This window comes from Streptomyces cinnamoneus (assembly GCF_014650495.1).
In the GTDB taxonomy this organism is placed as follows: Bacteria; Actinomycetota; Actinomycetes; order Streptomycetales; family Streptomycetaceae; genus Streptomyces; species Streptomyces cinnamoneus.
This window is the reverse complement of the sequence record NZ_BMVB01000010.1, coordinates 192,479-216,025: the sequence shown is the minus strand read 5'-3', so window position 1 is coordinate 216,025 and position 23,547 is coordinate 192,479. Positions and strand designations below refer to the sequence as shown.

Here is a 23,547-nt window from a genome sequence, read left to right as displayed (position 1 = left end):
GGCGTACGGCACGTCGGCAGAGGCTATCGGATCACCGGAAGACGCCGTTCACCGCACGTGCACCCGGGCGTCCCGTCACTGGCAGGACGCCCGGCGGGCGCGGGCGGTTCCCTCCGACGGAGGAAACGTTTCGCGTCGTCCGGCTGGAATAGGGTGCCGTCATGACGTGGCTGATCACAGGCGGAGCGGGGTACATCGGGGCGCACGTGGCGCGGGCGATGTCACAGGCCGGGGAGCGGGTCGCCGTACTGGACGACCTCTCCTCCGGCGTGGCCGCCCGGCTGCCCGAGGGCGTCCCGCTGGTGGTGGGGTCGGTGCTGGACCGCGAGGTGCTGGACCGGGCGCTCGCGGAGCTGGGTGTGACCGGTGTGGTGCACCTGGCGGCGAAGAAGCAGGTCGGGGAGTCGGTGGAGAAGCCCCTGCTGTACTACCGCGAGAACGTGCACGGCCTGACGGTGCTGCTGGAGGCGGTCGTCGCGGCCGGCGTCCGCAGCTTCGTCTTCTCCTCCTCGGCGGCCGTCTACGGCATGCCCGACGTGGACCTGGTCACGGAGGCGACGCCCTGCCTGCCGATCAACCCCTACGGCGAGACGAAGCTGGCGGGCGAGTGGCTGGTGCGGGCGACGGGGGCCGCGCACGGGATCTCGACGGCCTGCCTGCGCTACTTCAACGTGGCGGGGGCGGCCCGGCCGGAGCTGGCCGACACCGGCGTCTTCAACATCATCCCGATGATGTTCGACCGCATCACCCGCGGGGAGCGCCCGCGGATCTTCGGAACCGACTACGACACGCCCGACGGCACCTGCGTCCGCGACTACATCCACATCGAGGACCTGGCCACCGCCCATCTGGCGGCGGCCCGGCGGCTGGCCGAGCGCCCGGGGACGGGCGACCTGACGCTGAACGTGGGCACCGGGCGCGGCGTGTCGGTGCAGGAGATGGCCGACCTGATCGGCGAGGTCACCGGCCGCCCCGAACTGACGGCCGAGACCGGGCCACGCCGTCCGGGTGATCCGGCGCGTGTCGTGGCGTCGAACGCGCTGATCGCCGGGGAGCTGGGCTGGAGCGCGCGGCACGACCTGCTGAGCATGGTCACTTCGGCCTGGGAGGGATGGTGCCTGCACCATCCGCAGGCACCTCGGCCCTGACCCCCGGGGGCGGACATCTCCGCAGGTCAGAGGCAATGACAACGGTGTTCAGTGCCGCGTTGCCCGATACCCCCCACCCGTAGTTCACTGGGCCTCGGCCGACGCCCGTCGGTCGTTCCGGACGACCTTCGGAGGCGGCATTCATGGGAGCGGGGCACGACCACGGCCACTCGCACGGGGGACCTCCGCCCGGCACGAGCGGCACCGCGGCCGCCGCCTACAAGGGGCGGCTGCGGATCGCGCTGGGCATCACCCTGACGGTGCTGGTCGCCGAGATCGTCGGCAGCGCGCTGACCGGCTCGCTGGCGCTGCTCGCGGACGCCGGGCACATGGCCACGGACGCGGTGGGGGTCTCGATGGCGCTGGTGGCGATCCACTTCGCGAACCGGCCGCCGGGCGGCCGGCGCACGTACGGCTACGCCCGCGCCGAGATCCTGGCGGCGCTGCTGAACTGCCTGCTCCTGCTGGGGGTCGGCGGCTTCATCCTCTTCGAGGCGGTCGAGCGGCTGCGCAACCCCACCGAGGTCCCGGGCGGGATGACGGTGGCCTTCGGTCTGGTGGGCGTGGTCGCCAACCTGATCTCGCTGGCGCTGCTGATGCGCGGCCAGAAGGAGAGCCTCAATGTGCGCGGGGCGTTCCTGGAGGTCCTCTCCGACGCGCTGGGCTCGCTGGCCGTGGTCGTCTCGGCGCTGGTGATCATGGCAACGGGGTGGACGCAGGCCGACCCCGTCGCTTCGCTGCTGATCGGCCTCATGATCGTGCCGCGCACGCTGAAGCTGCTGCGGGAGGCACTGGACGTGCTGCTGGAGGCGGCGCCCAAGGACGTCGACATGGACGACGTGCGGGCGCACATCATGGCCCTGCCCGGCGTGGAGGACCTGCACGACCTCCATGTGTGGACGATCACATCGGGGATGCCGGTGCTGTCGGCGCACGTCGTGGTGGACCCGGCCGCGCTGGACGCCGCCGGGCACGAGAAGATACTGCGCGACCTGCAGGGCTGCCTCGGCGAGCACTTCGCCGTCGAGCACTGCACCTTCCAGCTGGAGCCCAGCGGGCACGCCGAGCACGAGGCCGGGCTCTGCCACTGATCCGGGGGGCCGGGCCCCGGACCGCGCGGGCGCGGTCAGGACTCATCCGTCGTCGCCGTGGGCATCTCGTACGGCAGACTTGAGGGTCGAAGACAGACAATGAGGATGGTCAATGCCGATCACATCAGCCAAGGACCGCTCCGCCGACTCCGCCGCGGGGCCCGCTTCCGCCGACTCCGCTGAACCGATCATGCTGGAGCTGGTCGACGAGGACGGCAGGACCATCGGCACCGCCGAGAAACTCTCCGCCCACGTGGCGCCCGGCCGGCTGCATCGCGCGTTCTCGGTCTTCCTCTTCGACGACCGGGGCCGGCTGCTGCTGCAGCGCCGGGCGCTGGGCAAGTACCACTCCCCCGGTGTGTGGTCGAACACCTGCTGCGGCCACCCCTACCCGGACGAGCCCCCGTTCGTCGCGGCCGCCCGCCGCACGGGCGAGGAGCTGGGCCTGGCCCCGGCGCTGATGCGCGAGGCCGGGACCGTGCGCTACAACCACCCCGACCCCGCCTCGGGCCTGGTCGAGCAGGAGTACAACCACCTCTTCGTCGGGACCGTGCGGGCCGAGCCGGACCCGGACCCGGAGGAGATCGCGCAGACCGCGTTCGTCACCCCGGCCGAGCTCGACGCGCTGCGGGAGAAGGGCACCTTCTCCGCGTGGTTCACGACCGTGCTGGACGCCGCACGGCCGGCCATCCGCGAGGTCACCGGGGCCGCAGCGGGCTGGTAGGCGGGGCGCACGGGTGCAGCGGCAGGGCGGCCCAGACCACCTTGCCGCCGCCCGCGGTGTGCTCGACGTCGCAGCGGCCGCCGACCTCCTCGACCGTCGCCTGGACGAGCAGCAGGCCGCGGCCGCCCGTGCGCGGCTCGTCCTCGTCGCAGCACTCCAGCGGCTTGGGCCGGTAGGGGTGGTTGTCCTCGACGGCCACCCGCACCCACTCCGGGCCGATGGAGACCTCCACGGCCACCTCCGGGGAGAGCAGCGCCGCGTGCCGGACGGCATTGGTGACCAGCTCGGAGACGATGAGCAGCAGCCCGTGCAGCAGGTCCTCGCGCAGCGGCACGCGCCGGCGCCGGATCAGGTCGCGGACCGCGTGCCGGGCCCGGGGCACCGAACAGTCGAGGGCGGGCGTGGTGTACCGCCAGGTCCCGTCGTACTCGCCCGGCTTCCGGGGCGGGGGCGCCTGGCCCGGCTCGGGCGGGACGCCCCCGAGGATTTCCATGTCCGATACCAACCCCTCGCCGTGGCTCGACCGCACACGTCGAGTGTTGGGAGTCCCGGGGGCCGCACCGGCAAGCTGAACAGAAGTCGGCCTTTATCGACGGGATTTGATCGCGTACGTGTGGCGCGACCGCATCGGCGACTGTTCCTGGCCGTCCCGCCCCTCCTTCACTGCACGATCCGGACTCCCACCTTCCCCCTCTTCCCCTGCCGGCCGCCCGCCGCGCCCCCGATAGCATCCGGCGCATGGAGCCTGCACTGCGCCTGAGCGTCGCCGACGCCACCGCCACCGTCCGCATCACCAACCCCGCCAAGCGCAACGCCATGACCACGGACATGTGGCGCGCCCTGCCGGAGTTGCTCGACCGGTGCGCGGCCGACCCGGCCGTGCGGGTGCTGGTGCTGACCGGCGAGGGCGACACGTTCTGCGCGGGTGCGGACATCTCGTCGCTGACCGATGACGGCGGCGAGGCGTCCCGGCACCTGGCGATCGCGGCCGAGGAGGCCCTGGCCGCGTTCCCCAAGCCCACCCTCGCCGCCGTGCGCGGCTACTGCGTGGGCGGCGGCTGCCAGCTCGCCGCCGCCTGCGACCTGCGCTTCGCGACCGAGGACTCCTCCTTCGGGATCACCCCGGCCCGGCTCGGCATCGTCTACGCGGCCTCCTCCACCCGCCGCCTGGTCGACCTCGTCGGCCCCGCGACCGCCAAGTACCTGCTCTTCTCCGCCGAACTGATCGACGCCGGACGGGCGCTGCGCACGGGCCTGGTGGACGAGGTGTGGCCGGCGCAGGCGCTGGACGAGCGGGTCGCGGAGTTCGCCCGGATCCTGGCGTCCCGGTCCCGGCTGACCCAGGCGGCCGCCAAGGAGTTCGCGTCCGGCCCGGCCGGGGCGGACCGCATCGCGCACTGGAGCGAGCAGGCACGGATCAGCGGCGACGGCGCGGAAGGCGCCGCCGCCTTCCTGGAGCGCCGACAGCCGCGCTTCGCCTGGACGGCCGGAACCCCCGTTCCCGGCCGTCCCCACGGTGCGCAGCACCCCGCGGGCCCCGTCGGCTAGGCGACGCCCCTGACGGACCGCCACTCGGCGACGAGGTCGGCCGGGGCCTTGTCCGGCGAGCCCGCGTCGTACGGCGGCTGCGGGTCGTACTCGATCATCAGCTGCACGGACTGGGCGGCGCGGTCGCCCCGCATGCGGCCCACGAGCGTGAGCCCCATGTCGATGCCGGAGGAGACGCCGGCGGCGGTGACGTACTTGCCGTCGGTGACGACCCGCTCCCCCGTCGGCTCGACGCCGTAGCCGGGGAGCCGGTCGAGGTAGAGCCAGTGCGAGGTGGCCCGGCGGCCCTTCAGCAGGCCCGCGGCGGCCAGGATCAGCGAGCCGGTGCACACGGACGTCGTCCACGTCGAGCCCCGGTCCGCCTCCCGCAGCCAGTCGTGCACGGGGCCGGGCTGCAGCGGCAGGTTCTCCACCGGGCCGCCGGGCACGACGATGATGTCCGGGTCCGGCACGTCCGCCGGCGACTCCTCGGCCACGAGCGTGAGCCGGCCGTTCTCGTTGGCCACGGGGCCGGGCCGCTCGGCGACGAAGTGCACCTCGGCACCGGGTACGTGGGCGAGCGTCTCGAACGGGCCGATGGCGTCGAGGGCGGTGAAGCCGGGGTAGAGCAGGATGGCGGTCTTCATGGGTGTCCTTTCGATCGTTCGTCAGGTGGTGGTCGTGGACGGCGCGGGCGCCAGGGGACGGAACCGGCGCCGGTACTCGGCCGGTGACGTGCCCAGGGCGCGCACGAACGCGCGGCGCATGGCCTCGGGCGTGCCGTAGCCACAGGCGCGGGAGACCTCCTCGACGCCCTGCGCACCGTCCTCCAGCAGCCGGCGGGCCGCCTCCAGCCGCACGCCCTCCACGTAGCGGCCGGGCGTCATGCCCACCTCGGCGTGGAAGGCCCGGGCGAAGTGCCGGGGCGAGAGGTTGGCGCGGGTGGCGAGGGCCTCGACGCCCAGGTCCGCGGCGGGGTGCTCGGCGATCCAGTGCTGGACGTCGCGCAGCGTGGGCCGATTGGCGGTCTGCGCGGCGAGCTGGACGCTGAACTGCCGCTGGTTGCCGGGGCGGCGCAGGAAGACCACGAGGTGGCGGGCGATGGCGAGTGCGGTCTGCCGGCCGTGGTCCTCCTCGACGAGGGCGAGCGCGAGGTCGATGCCGGCGGTGACGCCGGCCGAGGTGGCGACGGAGCCGTCCCGTACGAAGACGGGGTCCGGGTCCAGCTCCACGTCCGGGAACCGCCGGGCGAAGTCCTCGCAGTAGGCCCAGTGCGTCGTGGCACGGCGCCCGTCCAGCAGTCCGGCGGCGGCGAGCAGGAACGCGCCCGTGCAGACGGACACCAGCCGTCCGGCGAGGGGGCCGTTGCGGTCCAGCCAGGCCAGCAGCCGCGGGTCTGCGCCGTCCATGCACTGGCCGCCCGGCACCAGGACGATGTCGGCGGCCCGGCAGTCGCCGAGGGCGGCGTCCGGGGCCAGGCGCAGGCCGCTGCCGGTGCGCACCGGTTCGCCGTCGACGGTCGCCGTGCGCACCCGGTACGCCCCGGGGTCGCGCAGCAGGGCGTTCGTGCCGTGGAACACCTCAAGGGGGCCGGTGACGTCGAGGCTCTGCACCCCTTCGTAGAGGATGATCAGCACGTTGCGGCGGGAGGTCATGCCTTCATGCTGACGGTGCGTCGGGGAGGGCGGCAATGACGGACTCCCCTCCTTTCCTGCCATCGGCGCCCCGCCCTTCCGGCCATACCAACCAGTAGGTAACGTGCGCGACATGACCACTCTGCCCGCGCGCGCCGGCCGCCGCTGTTACCACGTCCTCAACCCCTTCCACTCGGTCGTCTACTTCTCCCCCGACTCCGCCCGGGAGATGAACGCCCTCGGCATCGAGCACCACAACGCCGTCTACCTCGCCGCGCGTTCGGCCGCGTTCGGCCGCGTGGGGGCGGGCACCGTCACGGCGACCTTCCACAGCTTCAAGCACGAGATGGTGGCCCGGCACGTCCCGCAGGTCTGGGACGTCGCCTCGCCGCAGCAGGTCCTCGACGCCCGGCTGCGCGCCGCCGACGTCACGCTGCGCCGGCTGCTCGGCGAGGAGGTCACGGCCTCGAAGGAGATGGCCGAGGCCGCCGAGCTGGCGCTGCGCGCCACCGAGGCGTGCGAGCGCCCCGTGCGCCCGCTGTACGCCGCGCACGCCGACCTGCCCGTGCCGGACGCCCCCCACCTGGCGCTGTGGCACGCCGCGACGCTCCTGCGCGAGTACCGCGGCGACGGCCACCTGATCGCCCTGGCCCGGACCGGTCTGGACCCCGTCGAGGCGCTCGTCAGCCACTCCGTCACCGGGCGCGGCATGTCGCACAAGTGGCTGCTGACCACCCGCGGCTGGAGCGAGGAGGAGCTGGCCGCGGGCCGGGAGCGGCTGGTGGCCCGCGGACTGCTCGGCGCCGACGGCCGGTTGACGGAGGCCGGCATCACGCTGCGCGAGGGGCTGGAGGACGAGACGGACGCCCTGGACGCGGCGCCGTACGAGCACCTGGGTGCGGCGGGCGTGCAGCGCCTGACCGAACTGGCGACCGCTTTCACCGCGGCGCTGGTCGGAGCCGGCGGATTCCCGGCGGACCTGCAGGGGTAGGCGACGGTCTCTGTCGGTGGTACCTGCCACAATGCAGATCGCGGCTCGGAGAAGTTCCCAGAGAAAGCAGAGCGTGATCGTGACGACGTCGACGTCGATCGAAGGCAGGATCGCCGAGGAGCTCGGCGTGCGGGAGCGGCAGGTGAGGGCGGCCGTCGACTTGCTCGACGGCGGCTCGACCGTCCCGTTCATCGCGCGCTACCGCAAGGAAGCGACCGAGATGCTCGACGACGCGCAACTGCGCGCGCTGGAGGAGCGGCTGCGGTACCTGCGGGAGCTGGAGGACCGGCGGACGGCCGTCCTGGAGTCCGTGCGCTCGCAGGGCAAGCTGGACGAGGCGCTGGAGGCGCGCATCCGCGCCGCCGACTCCAAGGCCCGCCTGGAGGACATCTACCTGCCCTTCAAGCCCAAGCGGCGCACGAAGGCGCAGATCGCGCGGGAGGCTGGGCTGGAGCCGCTGGCCGACAGGCTGCTGGCCGACCCCGGCGTCGAGCCGTCGGTCGCCGCCGCCGCCTTCGTCGACGCGGGCAAGGGCGTCGCCGACGCCGCCGCCGCGCTGGAGGGCGCCCGGGCCGTCCTCACCGAGCGCTTCGGTGAGGACGCGGACCTCATCGGCGAGCTGCGCGAGCGCATGTGGACGCGCGGGCGCGTGGCCGCGAAGGTGCGCGAGGGCAAGGAGGAGGCGGGCGCGAAGTTCGCCGACTACTTCGACTTCGCCGAGCCCTTCACCGAGCTGCCCTCGCACCGGGTGCTGGCGATGCTGCGCGGCGAGAAGGAGGAGGTCCTCGACCTCACGCTGGAGCCGGAGGCCGCCGACGAGGCGCCCGCGGGCCCCAGCGCCTACGAGCAGGCCATCGCCCGCCGCTTCGGCATCGCCGACCGGGGCCGGCCGGCCGACGCCTGGCTGGGCGACACCGTGCGCTGGGCCTGGCGCACCCGCGTCCTCGTCCACCTCGGCATCGACCTGCGGCTGCGGCTGCGGCAGGCGGCCGAGGACGAGGCGGTCCGCGTCTTCGCCGCCAACCTGCGCGATCTCCTGCTCGCCGCACCGGCCGGCACGCGCGCCACGATGGGCCTCGACCCCGGCTTCCGCACGGGCGTGAAGGTGGCCGTCGTGGACGCCACGGGCAAGGTCGCCGCCACCGAGACGATCTACCCGCACGTCCCGCAGAACAAGTGGGACGCGTCGCTGGCCACGCTGGCCCGGCTCGCCCGCGAACACGGCGTGGAGCTCGTCGCCATCGGCAACGGCACCGCCTCCCGCGAGACCGACAAGCTGGCGGGCGACCTGATCTCCCGCCACCCGGAGCTGAAGCTGACGAAGGTGATGGTCTCCGAGGCCGGCGCCTCGGTGTACTCCGCCTCCGCCTTCGCCTCCCAGGAGCTGCCGGACCTCGACGTGTCCCTGCGCGGCGCGGTGTCCATCGCCCGGCGACTGCAGGACCCGCTCGCCGAGCTGGTCAAGATCGACCCGAAGTCGATCGGCGTCGGTCAGTACCAGCACGACCTGTCCGAGGTGAAGCTGTCCCGTTCGCTGGACGCCGTCGTGGAGGACTGCGTCAACGGCGTCGGGGTGGACGTCAACACCGCCTCCGCGCCGCTGCTCTCGCGCGTCTCCGGCATCAGCTCGGGTCTCGCCGACAACATCGTCGCCCACCGCGACGCCAACGGCCCCTTCCGCTCGCGCCGGGCGCTCAAGGACGTGGCCCGGCTCGGCCCGAAGGCGTACGAGCAGTGCGCGGGCTTCCTGCGCATCCGCGACGGCGACGACCCGCTGGACGCCTCCAGCGTGCACCCCGAGGCGTACCCCGTGGTCCGCGCCATGGTGAAGGCCACGGGCGGGCCGGTCGGCTCCCTCATCGGCAACACGGCGACGCTCCGCTCGCTGCGCCCCGACGACTTCGTCAACGACTCGTTCGGCCTGCCGACGGTCACGGACATCCTGCGCGAGCTGGAGAAGCCCGGCCGCGACCCGCGGCCGGCGTTCAAGACGGCGACGTTCAAGGACGGCGTCGAGAAGATCGGCGACCTGGTGCCGGGGATGCTGCTGGAGGGCGTCGTGACGAACGTCGCCGCGTTCGGGGCGTTCGTGGACGTGGGTGTCCACCAGGACGGGCTGGTCCACGTGTCGGCGATGTCGCGGACGTTCGTCAAGGACCCGCGGGACGTGGTGAAGCCGGGCGACATCGTGCGGGTGAAGGTGATGGACGTCGACATCCCGCGCAAGCGGATCTCGCTGACGCTCCGGCTGGACGACGAGGCGGCGGCCGCGCCGGGCGGTGGCGGGGCCAAGGGCAACGCCGGTGCGCCGCGTGAGCGCGCGGAGCGTGGTGGGCAGCGGCGCGGGGGTACGCCCCGACCGCGGCGCGAGGCGGGGGGCCGCGATGCGGCTCCCGCCGACAGTGCGATGGCGGATGCCCTGCGTCGGGCGGGCCTGCTGGGCGGCGGCCCGAAGGGCCGCTAGACCGGGGCCGGGGGTTTTCCCCCACCCCGCCCCTTCCCGCAACCGGGGCTCCGCCCCGGACCCCGGTCCTCAAGCTCCCCCAGCCACCGCTGGGAGGTGCCCCCGGGCGAGCTGATGTGATGCCCCGAACCGGCGGCAGATCCAGCCCGGCCGGCGTTTGAGGCCACCGCGGTCCGGGGCGCAGCCCGGACCGTCAGCGTTCCGTCACGCGCCCCTCGGTCACCTCAAGGCGTCGGGTCGTCGCCACCGCGTCGAGCATGCGGCGGTCGTGCGTCACCAGCAGCAGCGTCCCGTTGTACGACTCCAGCGCCGACTCCAGCTGTTCGATCGCCGGCAGGTCGAGGTGGTTCGTGGGCTCGTCGAGAACGAGGAGGTTCACGCCGCGGGCCTGCAGGAGCGCCAGCGCCGCGCGGGTGCGCTCGCCCGGTGAGAGGGTCGCCGCGGACCGCAGCACGTGGTCCGCCTTGAGACCGAACTTCGCCAGCAGGGTGCGCACGTCCGCGGGCGTCTGCTCCGGGACCGCCGCGCCGAAGGCGTCGAGCAGCGTCTCGGTGCCGAAGAAGAGGCCGCGGGCCTGGTCCACCTCGCCCACGACCACGCCGGGGCCCAGCGCCGCACTGCCCTCCGCCAGCTCCAGCCTGCCGAGCAGGGCGGCGAGCAGCGTGGACTTGCCCGAGCCGTTGGCGCCCGTGATGGCGACCCGGTCGGCCCAGTCGATCTGCAGGTCGACGGGGCCGAAGGCGAAGGAACCCCGGTGCGCCACCGCGCCCCGCAGGGTGGCCACCACCGCGCCCGAGCGGGGCGCGGCGGCGATCTCCATGCGCAGCTCCCACTCCTTGCGGGGCTCCTCGACGACGTCCAGCCGCTCGATGAGGCGCTCCGTCTGGCGGGCCTTGGCAGCCTGCTTCTCGGTCGACTCGGCCCGCAGCTTGCGGCCGATCTTGTCGTTGTCGGTGGACTTGCGACGGGCGTTGCGGACGCCCTTCTCCATCCAGTTCCGCTGGGTGCGGGCGCGGGCCTCCAGCGAGGAGCGGGTGTCGGCGTACTCCTCGTACGCCTCGCGGGCGTGGCGCCGGGCGGTCTCGCGCTCCTCCAGGTAGGCGGTGTAGCCGCCGCCGTAGAGGTTGACCTGCTGCTGGGCGAGGTCCAGTTCGAGGACCTTGTCCACGGTGCGGGCCAGGAACTCGCGGTCGTGGCTGACGAGGACGGTGCCGGCGCGCAGGCCGGTGACGAAGTCCTCCAGGCGCGCCAGGCCGTCCAGGTCGAGGTCGTTGGTGGGCTCGTCCAGGAGGAAGACGTCGTAGCGGCTCAGCAGCAGGCTGGCGAGGCCGGCGCGGGCGGCCTGCCCGCCGGAGAGGCTGGTCATGGGCCGGTCCAGACCGACGGTGAGGCCGAGGGAACCGGCGACCTCCTCCGCCCGCTCGTCGAGGTCGGCGCCGCCGAGGCCGAGCCAGCGGTCGAGGGCGACGGCGTAGGCGTCGTCGGCGCCGGGCGTGCCGTCGACGAGCCCCTGCGTCGCGGCGTCGAGCTCGGCCTGGGCGGCGGTGACGCCGGTGCGGCGGCCGAGGAAGGCGCGCACGCTCTCGCCGTCCCGCCGCTCGGGTTCCTGCGGGAGGTGGCCGACGGTGGCGGTCGGCGGGCTGGTCCGCAGCGTGCCCTCGTCGGGCACGGCGAGGCCGGCGAGCAGACGCAGCAGGGTGGACTTCCCGGCGCCGTTGGCTCCGACGAGACCGATGACCTCACCCGGGGCGACGACGAGGTCGAGCCCGGAGAAGAGGGTGCGGTCGCCGTGTCCGGCGGCGAGGTCCTTGGCGACGAGAGTGGCACTCATGGGACCACGACTGTAGCTTCTGCGCCGCCGTCGGCCGAACCGGATTTCCTCAGGGCGCCCGGCCCGCCGGCACCGCCGTGACCAGCACCTCGCCGTACGTACGGGCCACGACGTAGGTGGTGCGGGCCCCGAGCGGGACCGGGTGCGTGCCCGGTGGCAGCCGCTCGTCGAAGAGGTCGCGGGCGCGGGGGCGGCGCAGGCGTGACGTGCCGTGGCCCGTCACCCGTACCCGGCACGCCACCGCCACCTCCACCAGGGCCCGGCCCGGCTCCGCGCTCAGCCCGGCCAGCCGGCGCCGGCCGCCGGCCCGTGGCTGCAGCGCCTGTTCCAGCTGGGCGGCGAGGACGGCCACGAGCGGCGCCGGCGACTCGACGAAGACGGCGCGGGAGCCGGCGGCGGCGAACGCGGCGCGCACCGCTGCCCGCTCCTCCGCGCCGGTGGTGCGGTCGAAGGCGACGGCCCCGTACCCGCGGAGCTCGTCCGCGTGCGCGAGGGCCGCGTCCCGGGTGATGTCGGCGCCCGTGCCGCCGGCCCGGAGGGTGGCCGCGAGGCGGGCGAGGAAGGCGACGCGCGGCCCGACGAGCAGCACGCACCGCGGAGTTGGCCCCGGCACGCGGGTCGTGTGCTCCCTTCCCGCCCCCATGCCGGCAGTATTCCCACCGGTGTGCCGCTTCCGACCCGGCGGCGGTGTTTTCGGCTGTACCGTCGGCCCATGGCAAGCGATGTGATCGTGGTCGGTGCCGGAGTCACCGGGCTGACCAGTGCGATCGTGCTGGCGGAGCGGGGGCGCGAGGTCGAGGTGTGGACCCGCTCGCCGTCCGCGGAGACCACGTCGGCGCTGGCCGGGGGGCTGTGGTGGCCGTACTGCATCGAGCCGCGGGAGGCGGCCGGGCAGTGGGCGCTGCGTTCGCTGGCGGTGCTGACGGGGCTGGCCGCGCGGCCCGCGGAGACCGGGGTGCGCATGGTCGGCGGCGTCCACGCGGGTGTGGTCCCGGCGGAGCTGGGGGCGTGGGCGGCCCGGGTGCCGGGGCTGCGGGGGGCCGGGGCGGGCGAGGTGCCGCGCGGGTGGGACCGCGGGGTGCGGGCCCGGCTTCCGCTGATCGACATGCCGGCGCACCTGGACTACCTGCAGCGGCGGCTGGCCGCGGCCGGCGGCACGGTCAGCGTGCGCCGGGTGTCCTCGCTGGCCCAGGTGGCCCGCACGGCCCGCACGGTCGTCAACTGCACGGGGCTGGGGGCCCGGGACCTGGTGCCCGACCCCTCGGTCCATCCGGTGCACGGGCAGCTGGTGATCGTCGAGGACCCGGGCGTGGAGGAGTGGTTCACGGTCGCGGCGGAGGGCCGGGCGGACACGGTGTACGTGCTCCCGCAGCCGTACGGCGTCGTGCTCGGCGGCACCGCCCGCGCGCACGTGTGGGACCGTACGCCCTCGCCGTGCACGGCCCAGGCGATCATCAGCCGGTGCTCGCGCGTCTTCCCCGGCCTCGGCCGGGCCCGGGTGCTCGGCCACCGCGTGGGCCTGCGCCCGGCGCGCCCGCGCGTCCGGCTGGAGGCGGAGCGGCTGCCGGGCGGCGGCCTGCTGGTGCACAACTACGGCCACGGCGGCGCGGGCGTCACGGTCTCCTGGGGCTGTGCGCTGGAGGCCGCGGACCTGGCCGAGGGCTGACCGGGGCCGGGGCTCCCCGGTGGGAGGAGCCCCGTGCCGTTCAGGGCAGGTGCGTGAGGGCGGGCGGGCGCAGACCGGGCGGCAGGGTGTCCGTCCGGTCGTACGCGCGCGGGCCGCCGTGCGTGGCGCGGACGAAGGCCGCGTAGCCGCCGACGAGCGGGAGGCTCGCCGAGGTGCGGCTGAGGTCGAGGGTCAGGCGCGGGGTGGAGGGGGCCGGTTCGATGAGGCCGGCGTCCGTGCCGGCCACGACGAGGGCGAGGCGGTGGCCGGCCGGTACGACATGGTCGGTGGCGGCCAGGTCGAGGGTGAGGGTGTAGGGCTTGCCGGGTGTGACCGGGCCGCCGCGGCCGCGGCTCGCGTAGTGGCCGAGGTCGGCCCAGCCGCGGCTGACGACGGTGTGGCCGACGTCCTTGGTGTCCGCTGCGGTGCTCAGGAAGCAGCCGGTGTCGGCGGGGGTGCCGCTGCCCCAGCAGGTGCGGTCGGTCAGGGTGCGGATGCCCTCGCCCCGCCCGGCGTAGTCGCGGATGGTGGCGGGGCCGAGGTCGACGAGCACGGCCGACAGGTGCGCCGAGGCGGTGGAGGGCGTGACCGTCAGCCGCACCGTCGAGGAGCCGGACAGGCGCAGGTCGCGCGCGAGCGGGCGGGTGGTGAAGCCGGCCTTGGACGGCGTGCTTTCGTCGAGGTGCGCCGCCCAGTCGCTCTCACTGAGCCGCGGGTCGTCGGTGAAGGTCTCGGTGGCTCCGGGCGGTGCGGGTGCGAGGCCCAGCGTGCCGACGCCCGGGGCGGTGCCGGCGGCGGGGCGCAGGGTGGTGGTCAGGGTGTCGCGCGGGGGCCAGGAGCGGTCGGTGGACCACTGGCCGGGGGCGCGCTCGACGTCGGCCATCGGCTCGCGCTCGATGCCGTTGTCGTAGCCGAGGAGGTGGTGGTCGAACCAGCGGTGCAGGGTGCGCACCCAGGCGTCGCGGCGGAAGTCGAACGGGTCGACGTGCCCGGTCTGCGACAGCCACACCTTGCGCTCGACGCCCTGGGCGGCGAGCGCGTCCCACCACTGGCCGAAGTGCTTGGTGCGGACGTTGAGGTCCTGCATGCCGTGCACGGCCAGGACGCTGGCGCGCACCTTGTGGGCGTCCTTGACGTAGTCGCGCTCGCTCCACAGGGGCGTCCAGTCGCCGTTGCGCGGCGCGCCCTCGACGAGCCGGCGCTGCACGGCCTGGCAGCGGCCGCGCGCCTCGGTGCTCTCGACGCGGTCCGCGAGGCCGTCGGGGCCGCTGTCGAAGAGGGCGGCGCCCTTGGCGAAGTAGTAGTCGTACCAGGAGCTGATGGCGCCGATGGGGACGATGGTGCGCAGGCCCTCGACCCCGGTGGCGGCGACGCCGTTGGCGACGGTGCCGTCGTAGCTCTTGCCGATCATGCCGACGGCCCCGGTGGTCCAGCCGGCCGTGCTCCCGTCCTGTCCGGTGCGCGAGGTGTAGCCGCGGGCGCGGCCGTTCAGCCAGTCGACGACGGCCTTGGCGGACTGGATGTCGGAGCGGCCGCCGACGTCGACGCAGCCGTCGGAACGGTTCGTTCCGGCCAGGTCGACGAGGACGACCGCATAGCCGCGCGGCACGAAGAAATTGTCGTAGTACAAGGGGAACTGACGCGGGTTCCCCTGGGCGTCGTAGGTCTTCTTCTGGCTTTCGTTGCCGCGCCCGCAGCAGGAGTAGTACGGGCTGGCGTCCATGATGACGGGCACCTTGCGGCCCGCTTCGGCGGCTTCCCGGGGCCGGACGATGTCGACGGCCACCCGGTCGGTGCGTCCGTCGCCGTCACCGTCGAGGCGGGTGTCCACCCACACGGACTCGCGCACGGCACGGTCGTAGGAGTACACGGGTCTGCTCTCGTCCGGCGGTTTCACGCCACCGGTGGCGTGGGCGGCGCCCGGTGGCACGAGCAGCACCGCCATCAGGGCGGCCAGGGCCGCCAGTACGGACGTCGTCCAGGGTATGCGGGCGTTCCCCGCGCGTATGGGCACGGCGGGGACGGTAGCGCGGCCGACTCCCGGGCAGAAGGGGAAAGGCGGTGGGACCTGCGCCTCACGAGGCGTCTCGTGACGGGCACATGTCGATCGGATGTCGGGATAAGGCATGGACATACCCGTACCGCCGATGAGTACATAGGCTGCGATTGATCTTTCGCCCCCTACGAGTTGGGAGTGACTCGTGCGTCACAGACTCATCGTTCCGAGCGCGGCAGCCGCCTTCCTGATGCTGGCGGTCCCGGCGTCGGCCGCCGACGCCACACCGGGCGCTCCCAGCGCCGGGGACTCCTACTACCCCGCGTCCGGCAACGGCGGTTACGACGTCTCCCACTACGACCTGCGCCTGAAGTACCAGCCGGCGACGGACAGGCTGGAGGGCACGGCGACCATCACCGCCACCACCACCCAGGACCTGTCCCGCTTCAACCTCGACTTCGCGCTCAAGGTGAGCGAGGTCCTGGTCAACGGCAAGCCCACCCAGTTCACCAAGTCGGGTGCGCAGGAACTGGAGATCACGCCCTTCGCGCCCCTGCCCAAGGGCAAGCAGATCACCGTGGTGGTGCGCTACAGCGACATCCCCTCGCAGGTGAAGATCGACGGCTTCTCCGCCTGGCAGCGCACTCCGGACGGCGCGGTCGTGGCCAACGAGCCGGAGGCCGCCGTCTGGTGGTTCCCCAGCAACGACCACCCGCGGGACAAGGCCACGTACGACATCTCGGTGTCGGTGCCGGACGGCCTGCAGACCGTCAGCAACGGCGAGCTGAAGTCGCAGACCTCCAAGCTGGGCTGGACGCGCTACAACTGGCGCGCCACCAAGCCGCAGGCGAGCTACCTGACGACGCTGGCCATCGGCAAGTTCGACATCACCACCGACAAGACGGCCGACGGCCTGCCGGTCCTCAACGCCTACAGCAAGGACCTGGGCGACAACCTCGCCTCGGCCAAGGCGAGCGTCGAGCGCTCCGCCGAGATCATCGACTGGGAGTCCAAGGTCTTCGGGCCCTACCCCTTCAACGCCATCGGCGGCTACGTCCCCAACGTCAAGACCGGCTACGCGCTGGAGACGCAGACCCGCCCGTACTACAGCCCGTCCGGTTTCGCCAACGGCGCCAACACCTCGCTGGTCGTGCACGAGCTCGCCCACCAGTGGTTCGGCGACAACGTCTCGGTGAAGAACTGGCGCGACATCTGGGTCAACGAGGGCTTCGCCACCTACGCGCAGTGGCTGTGGTCGGAGAAGGAGGGCGAGGGCACCGCCCAGGAGCTCGCCGACTACGTCTACGCCACCGTCCCGGCGGACAACGACTTCTGGAAGGTCAAGCCGGGTGACCCCGGGGCGCAGAACCAGTTCCACAGCGCGGTCTACCAGCGCGGCGCCATCACCCTCCAGGCGCTGCGCAACAAGGTCGGCGACGCCGCCTTCTTCAAGATCCTCAAGGGCTGGCAGACGGACAACAAGTTCGGCAACGGCTCGGTGCAGGACTTCGTGACGTTCGCCGAGAAGACCTCCGGCAAGCCGCTGCAGAAGTTCTTCGACACCTGGCTGTTCACGGACTCCAAGCCGAGCGCGGCCGTGGCCGCCAAGGACGGCATCGGCAAGCCCGCCACGGGCAAGGCGAGCAAGTCCCTGACCGGCAAGGCCGCCGAGCCCAAGTCCTGGAAGAAGATCCAGGAGGCGCAGGCCGCCCACCGGCACTGACCACCGCACCCGCGGAAAAGGGCCCGTCGGCCACGGCGACGGGCCCTTTGCCCTGTGCACGGACCCGGGGAAGGTTTCACAGCAGTGGTGGCACAGCAATACTGTTGGGCCCGTAGGGCGTGACAGGAAGCGAGGCACCGCCGATGGAGACATCCGCCGGGAACGCAGCGGACACCGCGGACGCGGCGGACGTGCGCCTCACGGTCGACGAGCTGGCCGCCCGCGCCGGGGTGACCGTCCGCACGGTGCGCTTCTACGGCACCCGCGGCCTGCTGCCCCCGCCCGAGCTCGGCCCGCGCCGGGTGGGCCGCTACGGGCCCGGCCACCTCTCGCGGCTGGCGCTGATCGAGGAGCTGCAGCACCAGGGCCTGACGCTGGCCGCCATCGAGCGCTACGTGCGGGGCCTCCCGGACGACCTGAGCGCCCACGACCTGGCCATCCACCGCGCGCTGGTGGCCTCCTGGACGCCGGACGGGGCCGAGGAGACCACGCGCGAGCGGCTGGAGCGGCGGGCCGGGCGGCCCCTGACCGAGGCGGACATCGACCGGCTGGCCGCGATGAACGTGCTGGAGCGGGGCACGGACGCCGAGGGCTCCGAGGGCTCCGAGACCTTCCGGGTGGACCCGGGGCTGCTGGGGCTGGGGGTGCAGCTGCTGGACGTGCCGATCGCACTGGAGACGCTCCTGGCGGCCCGCACGGTCCTGCTGGAGCACGCCCGTTCGACGGCCCGGGAGCTGACGCGGCTCTTCCACGACGAGGTGTGGGGGCCCTACCGCGAGCAGGAGAGCGACCCCGCGGAGGTGGAGGCGATGAAGTCGCTGTCCGCCCACATGCAGCCGCTGGTGGTGCAGGCGCTGGTGACGGCGTTCCAGCGGTCGCTCAAGCAGGAGCTCCGGGCGACGTACGGGGGCTGAGGCCCGGCGGCTGCCGCCGGGCCCCCTCCCGCCTCGCTCGCACTCCGGGCGGTCAGTCGGTGAAGGTCTCGCCCTTCTCCGCCTTCTCCAGCAGCAGGGCGGGCGGCGCGAACCGCTCGCCGTACGCCGCCTGCAGCTCGCGGGCCCGTGCTACGAAGCCGGGCAGGCCGCCCTCGTAGCCGTTGACGTACTGCAGCGCGCCACCGGTCCAGCCGGGGAAGCCGATGCCCAGGATCGAGCCGATGTTGGCGTCGGCGACCGAGGTCAGCACGCCCTCCTCCAGGCAGCGGACGGTGTCCAGCGCCTCCGCGAAGAGCATGCGCTCCTTCATGTCGGCGAACGGGACCGGGGCGCCCTCCTGCGCGAAGTGCTCGCGCAGGCCCGGCCACAGCCCGGTGCGCCGGCCGTCCCCGTCGTAGTCGTAGAAGCCGGCGCCGCCGCTGCGGCCGGTGCGGCCGAACTCCCCGACCATGCGGTCGATGACCGCCTCCGCCGGGTGGGGCTCCCAGACGCCGCCGGCCTCCTCCGCCGCCCGCTTCGACGCGTCGCGGATCTTCCGCGGCAGGGTGAGGGTCAGCTCGTCCATCAGGGAGAGCACCTTCGCCGGGTAGCCGGCCTGGGCGGCGGCCTGCTCGACGGAGGCGGCGGGGACGCCCTCGCCGATCATGGCGACGCCCTCGTTGATGAACCGTCCGATGACGCGCGAGGTGAAGAAACCGCGCGAGTCGCCGACCACGATCGGCGTCTTGCGGATCTGCCGCACCAGGTCGAACGCCCGGGCCAGGGCCTCGTCCCCGGTCCGCTCGCCCTTGATGATCTCCACCAGCGGCATCTTGTCGACGGGCGAGAAGAAGTGCAGTCCGACGAAGTCGGCCCGCCGCTCGACGCCCTCGGCGAGCAGGGTGATGGGCAGCGTGGAGGTGTTGGAGCACAGCAGCGCGTCCGGCTCGACGACGTGCTCGATCTCCTGGAAGACCTTGTGCTTGAGCGCCGGGTCCTCGAAGACGGCCTCGATGACGACGTCGCAGCCCGCCAGGTCGGCGGCGTCGGCGGTCGGCGTGATCCGGGCGAGGAGCTCGTCGCGCTTCTGCTCGGTCGTACGGCCCTTGGCCAGCGCCTTGGCGAGGAGGCCCTCGGAGTACGCCTTGCCCTTGCGGGCGTTCTCCACCGAGACGTCCTTGAGCACGACCTCGATGCCGGCCCGCGCGCAGGCGTAGGCGATGCCCGCGCCCATCATGCCGGCGCCGAGCACCGCGACCTTGCGGACGGTGCGCGGCTCGATGCCGGCGGGGCGGCTGGCGCCGGAGTTGACGGCCTGCAGGTCGAAGAAGAACGCCTGGATCATGTTCTTGGCGGTCTGCCCGGTGACCAGCTCGGTGAAGTAGCGGGCCTCGATGACCTGCGCGGTCTCGAAGCCGACCTGCGAGCCCTCGACGGCGGCGGCGAGGATGTTGCGCGGGGCCGGGTAGGGCGCGCCGCCGGTCTGCTGCTTGAGGGTGGCCGGGAAGGCCGGCAGGTTGGCCGCGAAGCGCGGGCTGGCCGGGGTACCGCCGGGGATCTTGTACCCCTTGACGTCCCAGGGCTGCTGCGCCTGCGGGTGGGCGTCGATGAAGGCGCGGGCCTTGGTGAGGAGTTCCCCGGGGTGGGTCGCCACCTCGTGGATCAGGCCGGCCTCCAGGGCCCGCCGCGCGTCGTACTGCGTCCCCTGGAGGAGCACCTTCAGCAGGGCGTCCGTGATGCCGAGGAGCCGTACGGTGCGGGTGACCCCGCCGCCTCCGGGCAGCAGGCCGAGGGTGACCTCGGGCAGGCCGATCTTCGTGCCGGGTGCGTCGAGGGCGATGCGGTGGTGGCAGGCGAGGGCGATCTCGTACCCGCCGCCGAGGGCGGCACCGCCCAGGGCGGCGACGACGGGGATGCCCAGGGTCTCGATGCGGCGCAGGTCGCGCTTGACGGTCATGCCGGCCTCGAAGACGCGCCGGGCGTCGGCGGGCGTGGCGGCGATCAGCTCGCGCAGGTCGCCGCCGGCGAAGAACGTCTTCTTGGCGGAGGTGACGATGACGCCCCGGACGGACGCCGGGTCCGCCTCCAGCTCGGCCTCCAGGCGGTCGGCGACCGCGGTGAGGGACGCCTTGAAGGCGTCGTTCATGGTGTTGGCGGACTGCCGGGGGTCGTCGAGGACGAGGGTGACGACGCCGTCGCCGTCCTGCTCCCAGCGGATGGTGGTGGGCTGGCTCATTTTCTCGGAGTCTCCAGGGAGTGAAGGGAAGCGGCTAGACGCGCTCGACGACCGTGGCGATACCCATGCCGCCGCCCACGCACAGCGTGACCAGCCCGTACCGCTTGTCCTGCCGTTCCAGTTCGTCGACGACCGTGCCGAGCAGCATCGCGCCGGTGGCCCCCAGCGGGTGGCCCATGGCGATGGCCCCGCCGTTGACGTTGATCCGGTCCAGGCCGATGCCCATGTCCTTGGCGAAGCGCAGCACCACCGCCGCGAACGCCTCGTTGATCTCGATCAGGTCGATGTCGCCGATGGTCAGCCCGGCCTTGGCCAGGGCCTTGCGGGTGGCGGGGGCAGGGCCGGTGAGCATGATGGTGGGCTCGGAGCCGGAGACGGCGGCGGAGACGATCCGGGCCCTCGGGCGCATGCCGTAGCGCTCGCCGACCTCACGGCTGCCGATGGCGACGAGGGCGGCGCCGTCGACGATGCCGGAGGAGTTGCCCGCGTGGTGGACGTGGTCGATCTTCTCGACCCAGTGGTACTGCTGCAGCGCCACGGCGTCGAAGCCGCCCTGGTGGCCGATGGCCGCGAAGGAGGGCTTGAGCGCGGCGAGCGACTCGGCGGTGGTGCCGGGGCGCAGGTGCTCGTCGCGGTCGAGGACGACCAGGCCGTTGCGGTCGCGCACCGGCACCACGGAGCGCTCGAAGCGGCCGTCCTTCCAGGCCGCGGCGGCCAGCTCCTGGGAGCGGGCGGCGAAGGTGTCGACGCCGAGCCGGGAGAAGCCCTCCAGCGTGGCGATCAGGTCGGCGCCGATGCCCTGGGGCGCGAAGTTGACGTCGAAGTTGGTCATCGGGTCCGCGAACCAGGCGCCGCCGTCCGAGGCCATGGGCACCCGGGACATCGACTCCACGCCACCGGCGAGGACGAGGTCCTCCCAGCCGGAGCGGACCTTGGCGGCGGCGAGGTTGACGGCCTCCAGGCCCGAGGCACAGAACCGGTTCTCCTGGACGCCGGCCACGGTGTCGGGCAGGCCCGCGGCGATGGCGGCGATGCGGGCGATGTCGGAGCCCTGGTCGCCGACGGGGCTGACGACGCCGAGCACGATGTCGTCGATCGCGGCCGGGTCCAGGTCCGGGAAGCGGCGGCGCAGCTCGTGGATGAGGCCGACGACGAGGTCGATGGGCTTGGTGCCGTGCAGTGCGCCGTTGGCCTTGCCGCGCCCGCGCGGGGTGCGGATCGCGTCGTAGACGTACGCTTCGGTGCTCAAGGTCGGAAGCCTTTCGGGGGGGGGGAGAGGGGGAGGACTGCGGGGCCCGCGGGGCGGTGGCTCAGGACAGCAGGGAGCGGCCGATGATCTCCTTCATGATCTCCGTCGTACCACCGTAGATCGTCTGGATCCGGCCGTCGGTGAACGCCTTGGCGACGCGGTACTCGCTCATGTAGCCGTATCCGCCGTGCAGTTGCAGGCACCGGTCGGCGACGCGTTTTTGCAGCTCGGTGGCCCACCACTTGGCCATCGAGGCGTGCACGGCGTCGAGCTCGCCCCGGTCGTGGTCGGTGATGCAGCGGTCGAGGAAGGTGCGGGTGACGGCGCACTCGGTGGCCATCTCGGCGATCTCGAAGCGGATGTGCTGGAGCTTCGCCAGCGGCCGGCCGAACGCCTCGCGCTCCTTGACGTACTGCGTGGTCGTCTCCAGCAGGTGCTCGGCGCCGGCGATCGCGGCGACGGCGATGCTCAGCCGCTCCTGCGGGAGGTTGGTCATGAGGTGGACGAACGCTCCGTCCCGCTCGCCGAGGAGGTTCTCCTTGGGCACGCGCACGTCGTCGAAGAACAGCTCGGCGGTGTCCTGGGCCTTCTGCCCGATCTTGTCGAGGTTGCGGCCGCGCTCGAAGCCCGGCGTGCCCCGCTCGACCACGAACAGGCTCAGGCCCTTCGCGCCGCCCTCGGGCGTCGTCCGTGCCACGACGACGACCAGGTCGGCGAGGATGCCGTTGGAGATGAAGGTCTTGGAGCCGTTGAGCAGCCAGTGGTCGCCGCGGTCCTCTGCCGTGGTGCGGATGCCCTGCAGGTCCGATCCGGCGCCGGGCTCGGTCATGGCGATGGCGGTGATGGTCTCGCCCGTGCAGAAGCCGGGGAGCCAGCGGCGCTTCTGTTCGTCGGTGGCGAGGGAGGTCAGGTAGGGGCCGATGATGTCGTTGTGCAGGCCGATCGCGAGGCCGGAGGCGCCGGCGCGGGTGAACTCCTCGGTGAGCACGGCGCTGTAGCGGAAGTCGTCGTTGCCCCCGCCGCCGTACTCCTCGGGCACGGCGATCCCGAGCAGCCCCTGCCGGCCGGCCGCCAGCCAGGCGTCGCGGGGGACGATGCCGTCCTGCTCCCAGCGCTCGTGGTGCGGGACGACCTCCTTGTCCAGGAAGGTGCGCACGGTGCGGCGGAAGGCTTCGTGATCGGCACCGAAGATCTGACGCTTCATCGATTCTGACTGCCTTTCTGGCGCTCGGGCCGTCCGAGGCCGGGAACGTCCCAGTCGCGGGCGACCTCGGCGGTGTCGGCCCCCGGCCGGGCAGGCGGGCGGCGCAGCGATCCGGGGGTGGCGGAGAAGCGCGGGGCGGGGGCGGGCTGGGTGATGCCGTCGTGGTCGGTGAAGGTCGCGCGGGCGGCGAGGTGCGGGTGCCCGGGGGCCTCGCGCAGCGACAGGACGGGCGCCACACACGCGTCCGAGCCCTCGAACACCGCCGTCCACTCGGCGCGGGTGCGGCGGCGGAAGCGGTCGGCGATCGTGGTGCGCAGCTCGTCCCAGCGGGCGGGGTCGTCGCGGGCCGGGGCGGCCTCCTCGATGCCCAGGAGCCGGGTGAACTCGGCCCAGAAGCGGGGCTCCAGCGCGCCGACGGCCATGTGGCCGCCGTCGGAGGTCTCGTAGGTGCCGTAGAAGGGCGCGCCGCCGTCGAGGAGGTTGGCCGCCCGCCGGTCCTGCCAGCCGCCGGCCGCCAGCATGCCGTGCAGCATGGCGGTGAGGTGGGCGGTGCCGTCGACGATGGCGGCGTCGACGACCTGGCCGGCTCCGGTGGTGCGGGCGTGCTGGAGGGCGGCGAGGACGCCGATGACGAGGTAGAGGGAGCCCCCGGCGTAGTCGCCCAGGAGGTTGGCCGGGGCGCAGGGCGGGCCGTCGGCGGGGCCGGTCATGCCGAGGGCGCCGGTGACGGCGATGTAGCCGATGTCGTGGCCCGCGGAGTGGGCCAGCGGGCCGTCCTGTCCCCAGCCGGTCATCCGCCCGTAGACGAGGGCGGGGTTGCGGGCGAGGGCGTCGGCGGGGCCGACGCCCAGGCGCTCGGCGACGCCGGGGCGGTAGCCCTCGATGAGGACGTCGGCCCGCTCGGCGAGCGCGAGCACGGTGCCGGGGCCGTCCTCGCTCTTGAGGTCGACGAGGACCGAGCGCTTGTTGCGGTTGGTGATGTCGTGGGCCGGGTCGATGTGCAGCGCCTGGCCGCCGGGCCGGTCGACGCGGACGACGTCGGCGCCGAGGTCGGCGAGCAGCATCGCGGCGAACGGGCCCGGCCCGATCCCCGCGAGCTCGACCACGCGCACCCCCGCGAGCGGACCGTTCCCTGTGCCTGCCATGCGG

19 protein-coding genes are annotated in these 23,547 nt (G+C 73.5%); 9 read left to right on the top strand and 10 right to left on the bottom strand.

Translation table 11 applies throughout. The annotated features are described in order from the left end of the window. Positions 1 to 161: 161 nt before the first annotated feature. The 3 genes from galE (at position 162) to idi (ending at position 2,963) form a co-directional block, all read left to right on the top strand. Positions 162 to 1,148, top strand: coding sequence for a UDP-glucose 4-epimerase GalE (galE, locus tag IE182_RS17385; RefSeq protein ID WP_190110739.1), 987 nt, complete (start codon positions 162 to 164; stop codon positions 1,146 to 1,148). Positions 1,149 to 1,291: 143 nt separating this feature from the next. Continuing rightward, the gene (locus tag IE182_RS17380; RefSeq protein WP_190110738.1) at positions 1,292 to 2,239 is read left to right on the top strand and encodes a cation diffusion facilitator family transporter; all 948 of its coding nucleotides are present in this window, start codon (positions 1,292 to 1,294) and stop codon (positions 2,237 to 2,239) included. A gap of 112 nt (positions 2,240 to 2,351) precedes the next feature. Then, positions 2,352 to 2,963, top strand: coding sequence for an isopentenyl-diphosphate Delta-isomerase (gene idi, locus IE182_RS17375; RefSeq protein WP_190110737.1), 612 nt, complete (start codon positions 2,352 to 2,354; stop codon positions 2,961 to 2,963). Here the strand turns inward: idi and IE182_RS17370 are convergent. Beyond that, positions 2,938 to 3,456, bottom strand: coding sequence for an ATP-binding protein (locus IE182_RS17370; RefSeq protein WP_190110736.1), 519 nt, complete (start codon positions 3,454 to 3,456; stop codon positions 2,938 to 2,940). The two genes, idi and IE182_RS17370, sit on opposite strands and share 26 nt — an antisense overlap. Before the next feature lie 245 nt (positions 3,457 to 3,701). On the opposite strand from IE182_RS17370, the gene IE182_RS17365 reads away from it, so the two are divergent. Continuing rightward, the gene (locus IE182_RS17365; RefSeq protein WP_190110735.1) at positions 3,702 to 4,511 is read left to right on the top strand and encodes an enoyl-CoA hydratase/isomerase family protein; all 810 of its coding nucleotides are present in this window, start codon (positions 3,702 to 3,704) and stop codon (positions 4,509 to 4,511) included. Here IE182_RS17365 and IE182_RS17360 read toward each other — a convergent pair. Both IE182_RS17360 and IE182_RS17355 read right to left on the bottom strand, forming a co-directional pair. Beyond that, on the bottom strand, positions 4,508 to 5,137 hold the full coding sequence (locus tag IE182_RS17360; protein ID WP_190110734.1) for a DJ-1/PfpI family protein: 630 nt from the start codon (positions 5,135 to 5,137) through the stop codon (positions 4,508 to 4,510). The two genes, IE182_RS17365 and IE182_RS17360, sit on opposite strands and share 4 nt — an antisense overlap. Before the next feature lie 21 nt (positions 5,138 to 5,158). Continuing rightward, entirely contained in the window at positions 5,159 to 6,145 is a 987-nt protein-coding gene (locus IE182_RS17355; RefSeq protein WP_190110733.1) for a GlxA family transcriptional regulator, read from the bottom strand. A 112-nt stretch (positions 6,146 to 6,257) separates the two neighbouring features. On the opposite strand from IE182_RS17355, the gene IE182_RS17350 reads away from it, so the two are divergent. Beyond that, positions 6,258 to 7,115, top strand: a complete 858-nt coding sequence (locus IE182_RS17350) for an SCO6745 family protein (protein ID WP_190110732.1) — start codon at positions 6,258 to 6,260, stop codon at positions 7,113 to 7,115. Between the two features lie 79 nt (positions 7,116 to 7,194). Beyond that, entirely contained in the window at positions 7,195 to 9,579 is a 2,385-nt protein-coding gene (locus IE182_RS17345; RefSeq protein WP_373303576.1) for a Tex family protein, read from the top strand. A gap of 193 nt (positions 9,580 to 9,772) precedes the next feature. Here the strand turns inward: IE182_RS17345 and IE182_RS17340 are convergent, their stop codons facing one another. Both IE182_RS17340 and IE182_RS17335 read right to left on the bottom strand, forming a co-directional pair. Beyond that, positions 9,773 to 11,410, bottom strand: a complete 1,638-nt coding sequence (locus IE182_RS17340; protein WP_190110730.1) for an ABC-F family ATP-binding cassette domain-containing protein — start codon at positions 11,408 to 11,410, stop codon at positions 9,773 to 9,775. A gap of 49 nt (positions 11,411 to 11,459) precedes the next feature. Beyond that, positions 11,460 to 12,053 carry a hypothetical protein gene (locus tag IE182_RS17335; RefSeq protein WP_190110729.1) on the bottom strand — a complete coding sequence of 198 codons (594 nt, stop codon included), beginning with the start codon at positions 12,051 to 12,053 and terminating at the stop codon, positions 11,460 to 11,462. Between the two features lie 69 nt (positions 12,054 to 12,122). On the opposite strand from IE182_RS17335, the gene IE182_RS17330 reads away from it, so the two are divergent. After that, a complete protein-coding gene (locus tag IE182_RS17330; RefSeq protein WP_190110728.1) occupies positions 12,123 to 13,076 on the top strand; it encodes an FAD-dependent oxidoreductase in 954 nt (317 codons plus the stop codon). Between the two features lie 40 nt (positions 13,077 to 13,116). Here the strand turns inward: IE182_RS17330 and IE182_RS17325 are convergent, their stop codons facing one another. Further along, positions 13,117 to 15,021 carry a Xaa-Pro dipeptidyl-peptidase gene (locus IE182_RS17325; RefSeq protein ID WP_229844893.1) on the bottom strand — a complete coding sequence of 635 codons (1,905 nt, stop codon included), beginning with the start codon at positions 15,019 to 15,021 and terminating at the stop codon, positions 13,117 to 13,119. Positions 15,022 to 15,277: 256 nt separating this feature from the next. Between IE182_RS17325 and IE182_RS17320 the strand changes: the two genes are divergently transcribed. Together IE182_RS17320 and IE182_RS17315 are read left to right on the top strand one after the other, a co-directional pair. Next, positions 15,278 to 16,795 carry a M1 family metallopeptidase gene (locus IE182_RS17320; RefSeq protein ID WP_190110726.1) on the top strand — a complete coding sequence of 506 codons (1,518 nt, stop codon included), beginning with the start codon at positions 15,278 to 15,280 and terminating at the stop codon, positions 16,793 to 16,795. Positions 16,796 to 16,938: 143 nt separating this feature from the next. Further along, on the top strand, positions 16,939 to 17,709 hold the full coding sequence (locus IE182_RS17315) for a MerR family transcriptional regulator (protein ID WP_190110725.1): 771 nt from the start codon (positions 16,939 to 16,941) through the stop codon (positions 17,707 to 17,709). 52 nt (positions 17,710 to 17,761) lie between these two features. Here IE182_RS17315 and IE182_RS17310 read toward each other — a convergent pair whose 3' ends face one another. From IE182_RS17310 to IE182_RS17295, 4 genes are all read right to left on the bottom strand, one after another. Further along, a complete protein-coding gene (locus IE182_RS17310) occupies positions 17,762 to 19,945 on the bottom strand; it encodes a 3-hydroxyacyl-CoA dehydrogenase NAD-binding domain-containing protein (RefSeq protein ID WP_190110724.1) in 2,184 nt (727 codons plus the stop codon). A 34-nt stretch (positions 19,946 to 19,979) separates the two neighbouring features. After that, positions 19,980 to 21,194 carry an acetyl-CoA C-acetyltransferase gene (locus IE182_RS17305; protein ID WP_190110723.1) on the bottom strand — a complete coding sequence of 405 codons (1,215 nt, stop codon included), beginning with the start codon at positions 21,192 to 21,194 and terminating at the stop codon, positions 19,980 to 19,982. Between the two features lie 61 nt (positions 21,195 to 21,255). Continuing rightward, entirely contained in the window at positions 21,256 to 22,398 is a 1,143-nt protein-coding gene (locus IE182_RS17300) for an acyl-CoA dehydrogenase family protein (RefSeq protein WP_190110722.1), read from the bottom strand. Continuing rightward, positions 22,395 to 23,543 carry a CaiB/BaiF CoA transferase family protein gene (locus IE182_RS17295; protein WP_190110721.1) on the bottom strand — a complete coding sequence of 383 codons (1,149 nt, stop codon included), beginning with the start codon at positions 23,541 to 23,543 and terminating at the stop codon, positions 22,395 to 22,397. Before IE182_RS17295 ends, IE182_RS17300 begins: the two co-directional genes overlap by 4 nt. Positions 23,544 to 23,547 lie beyond the last annotated feature (4 nt).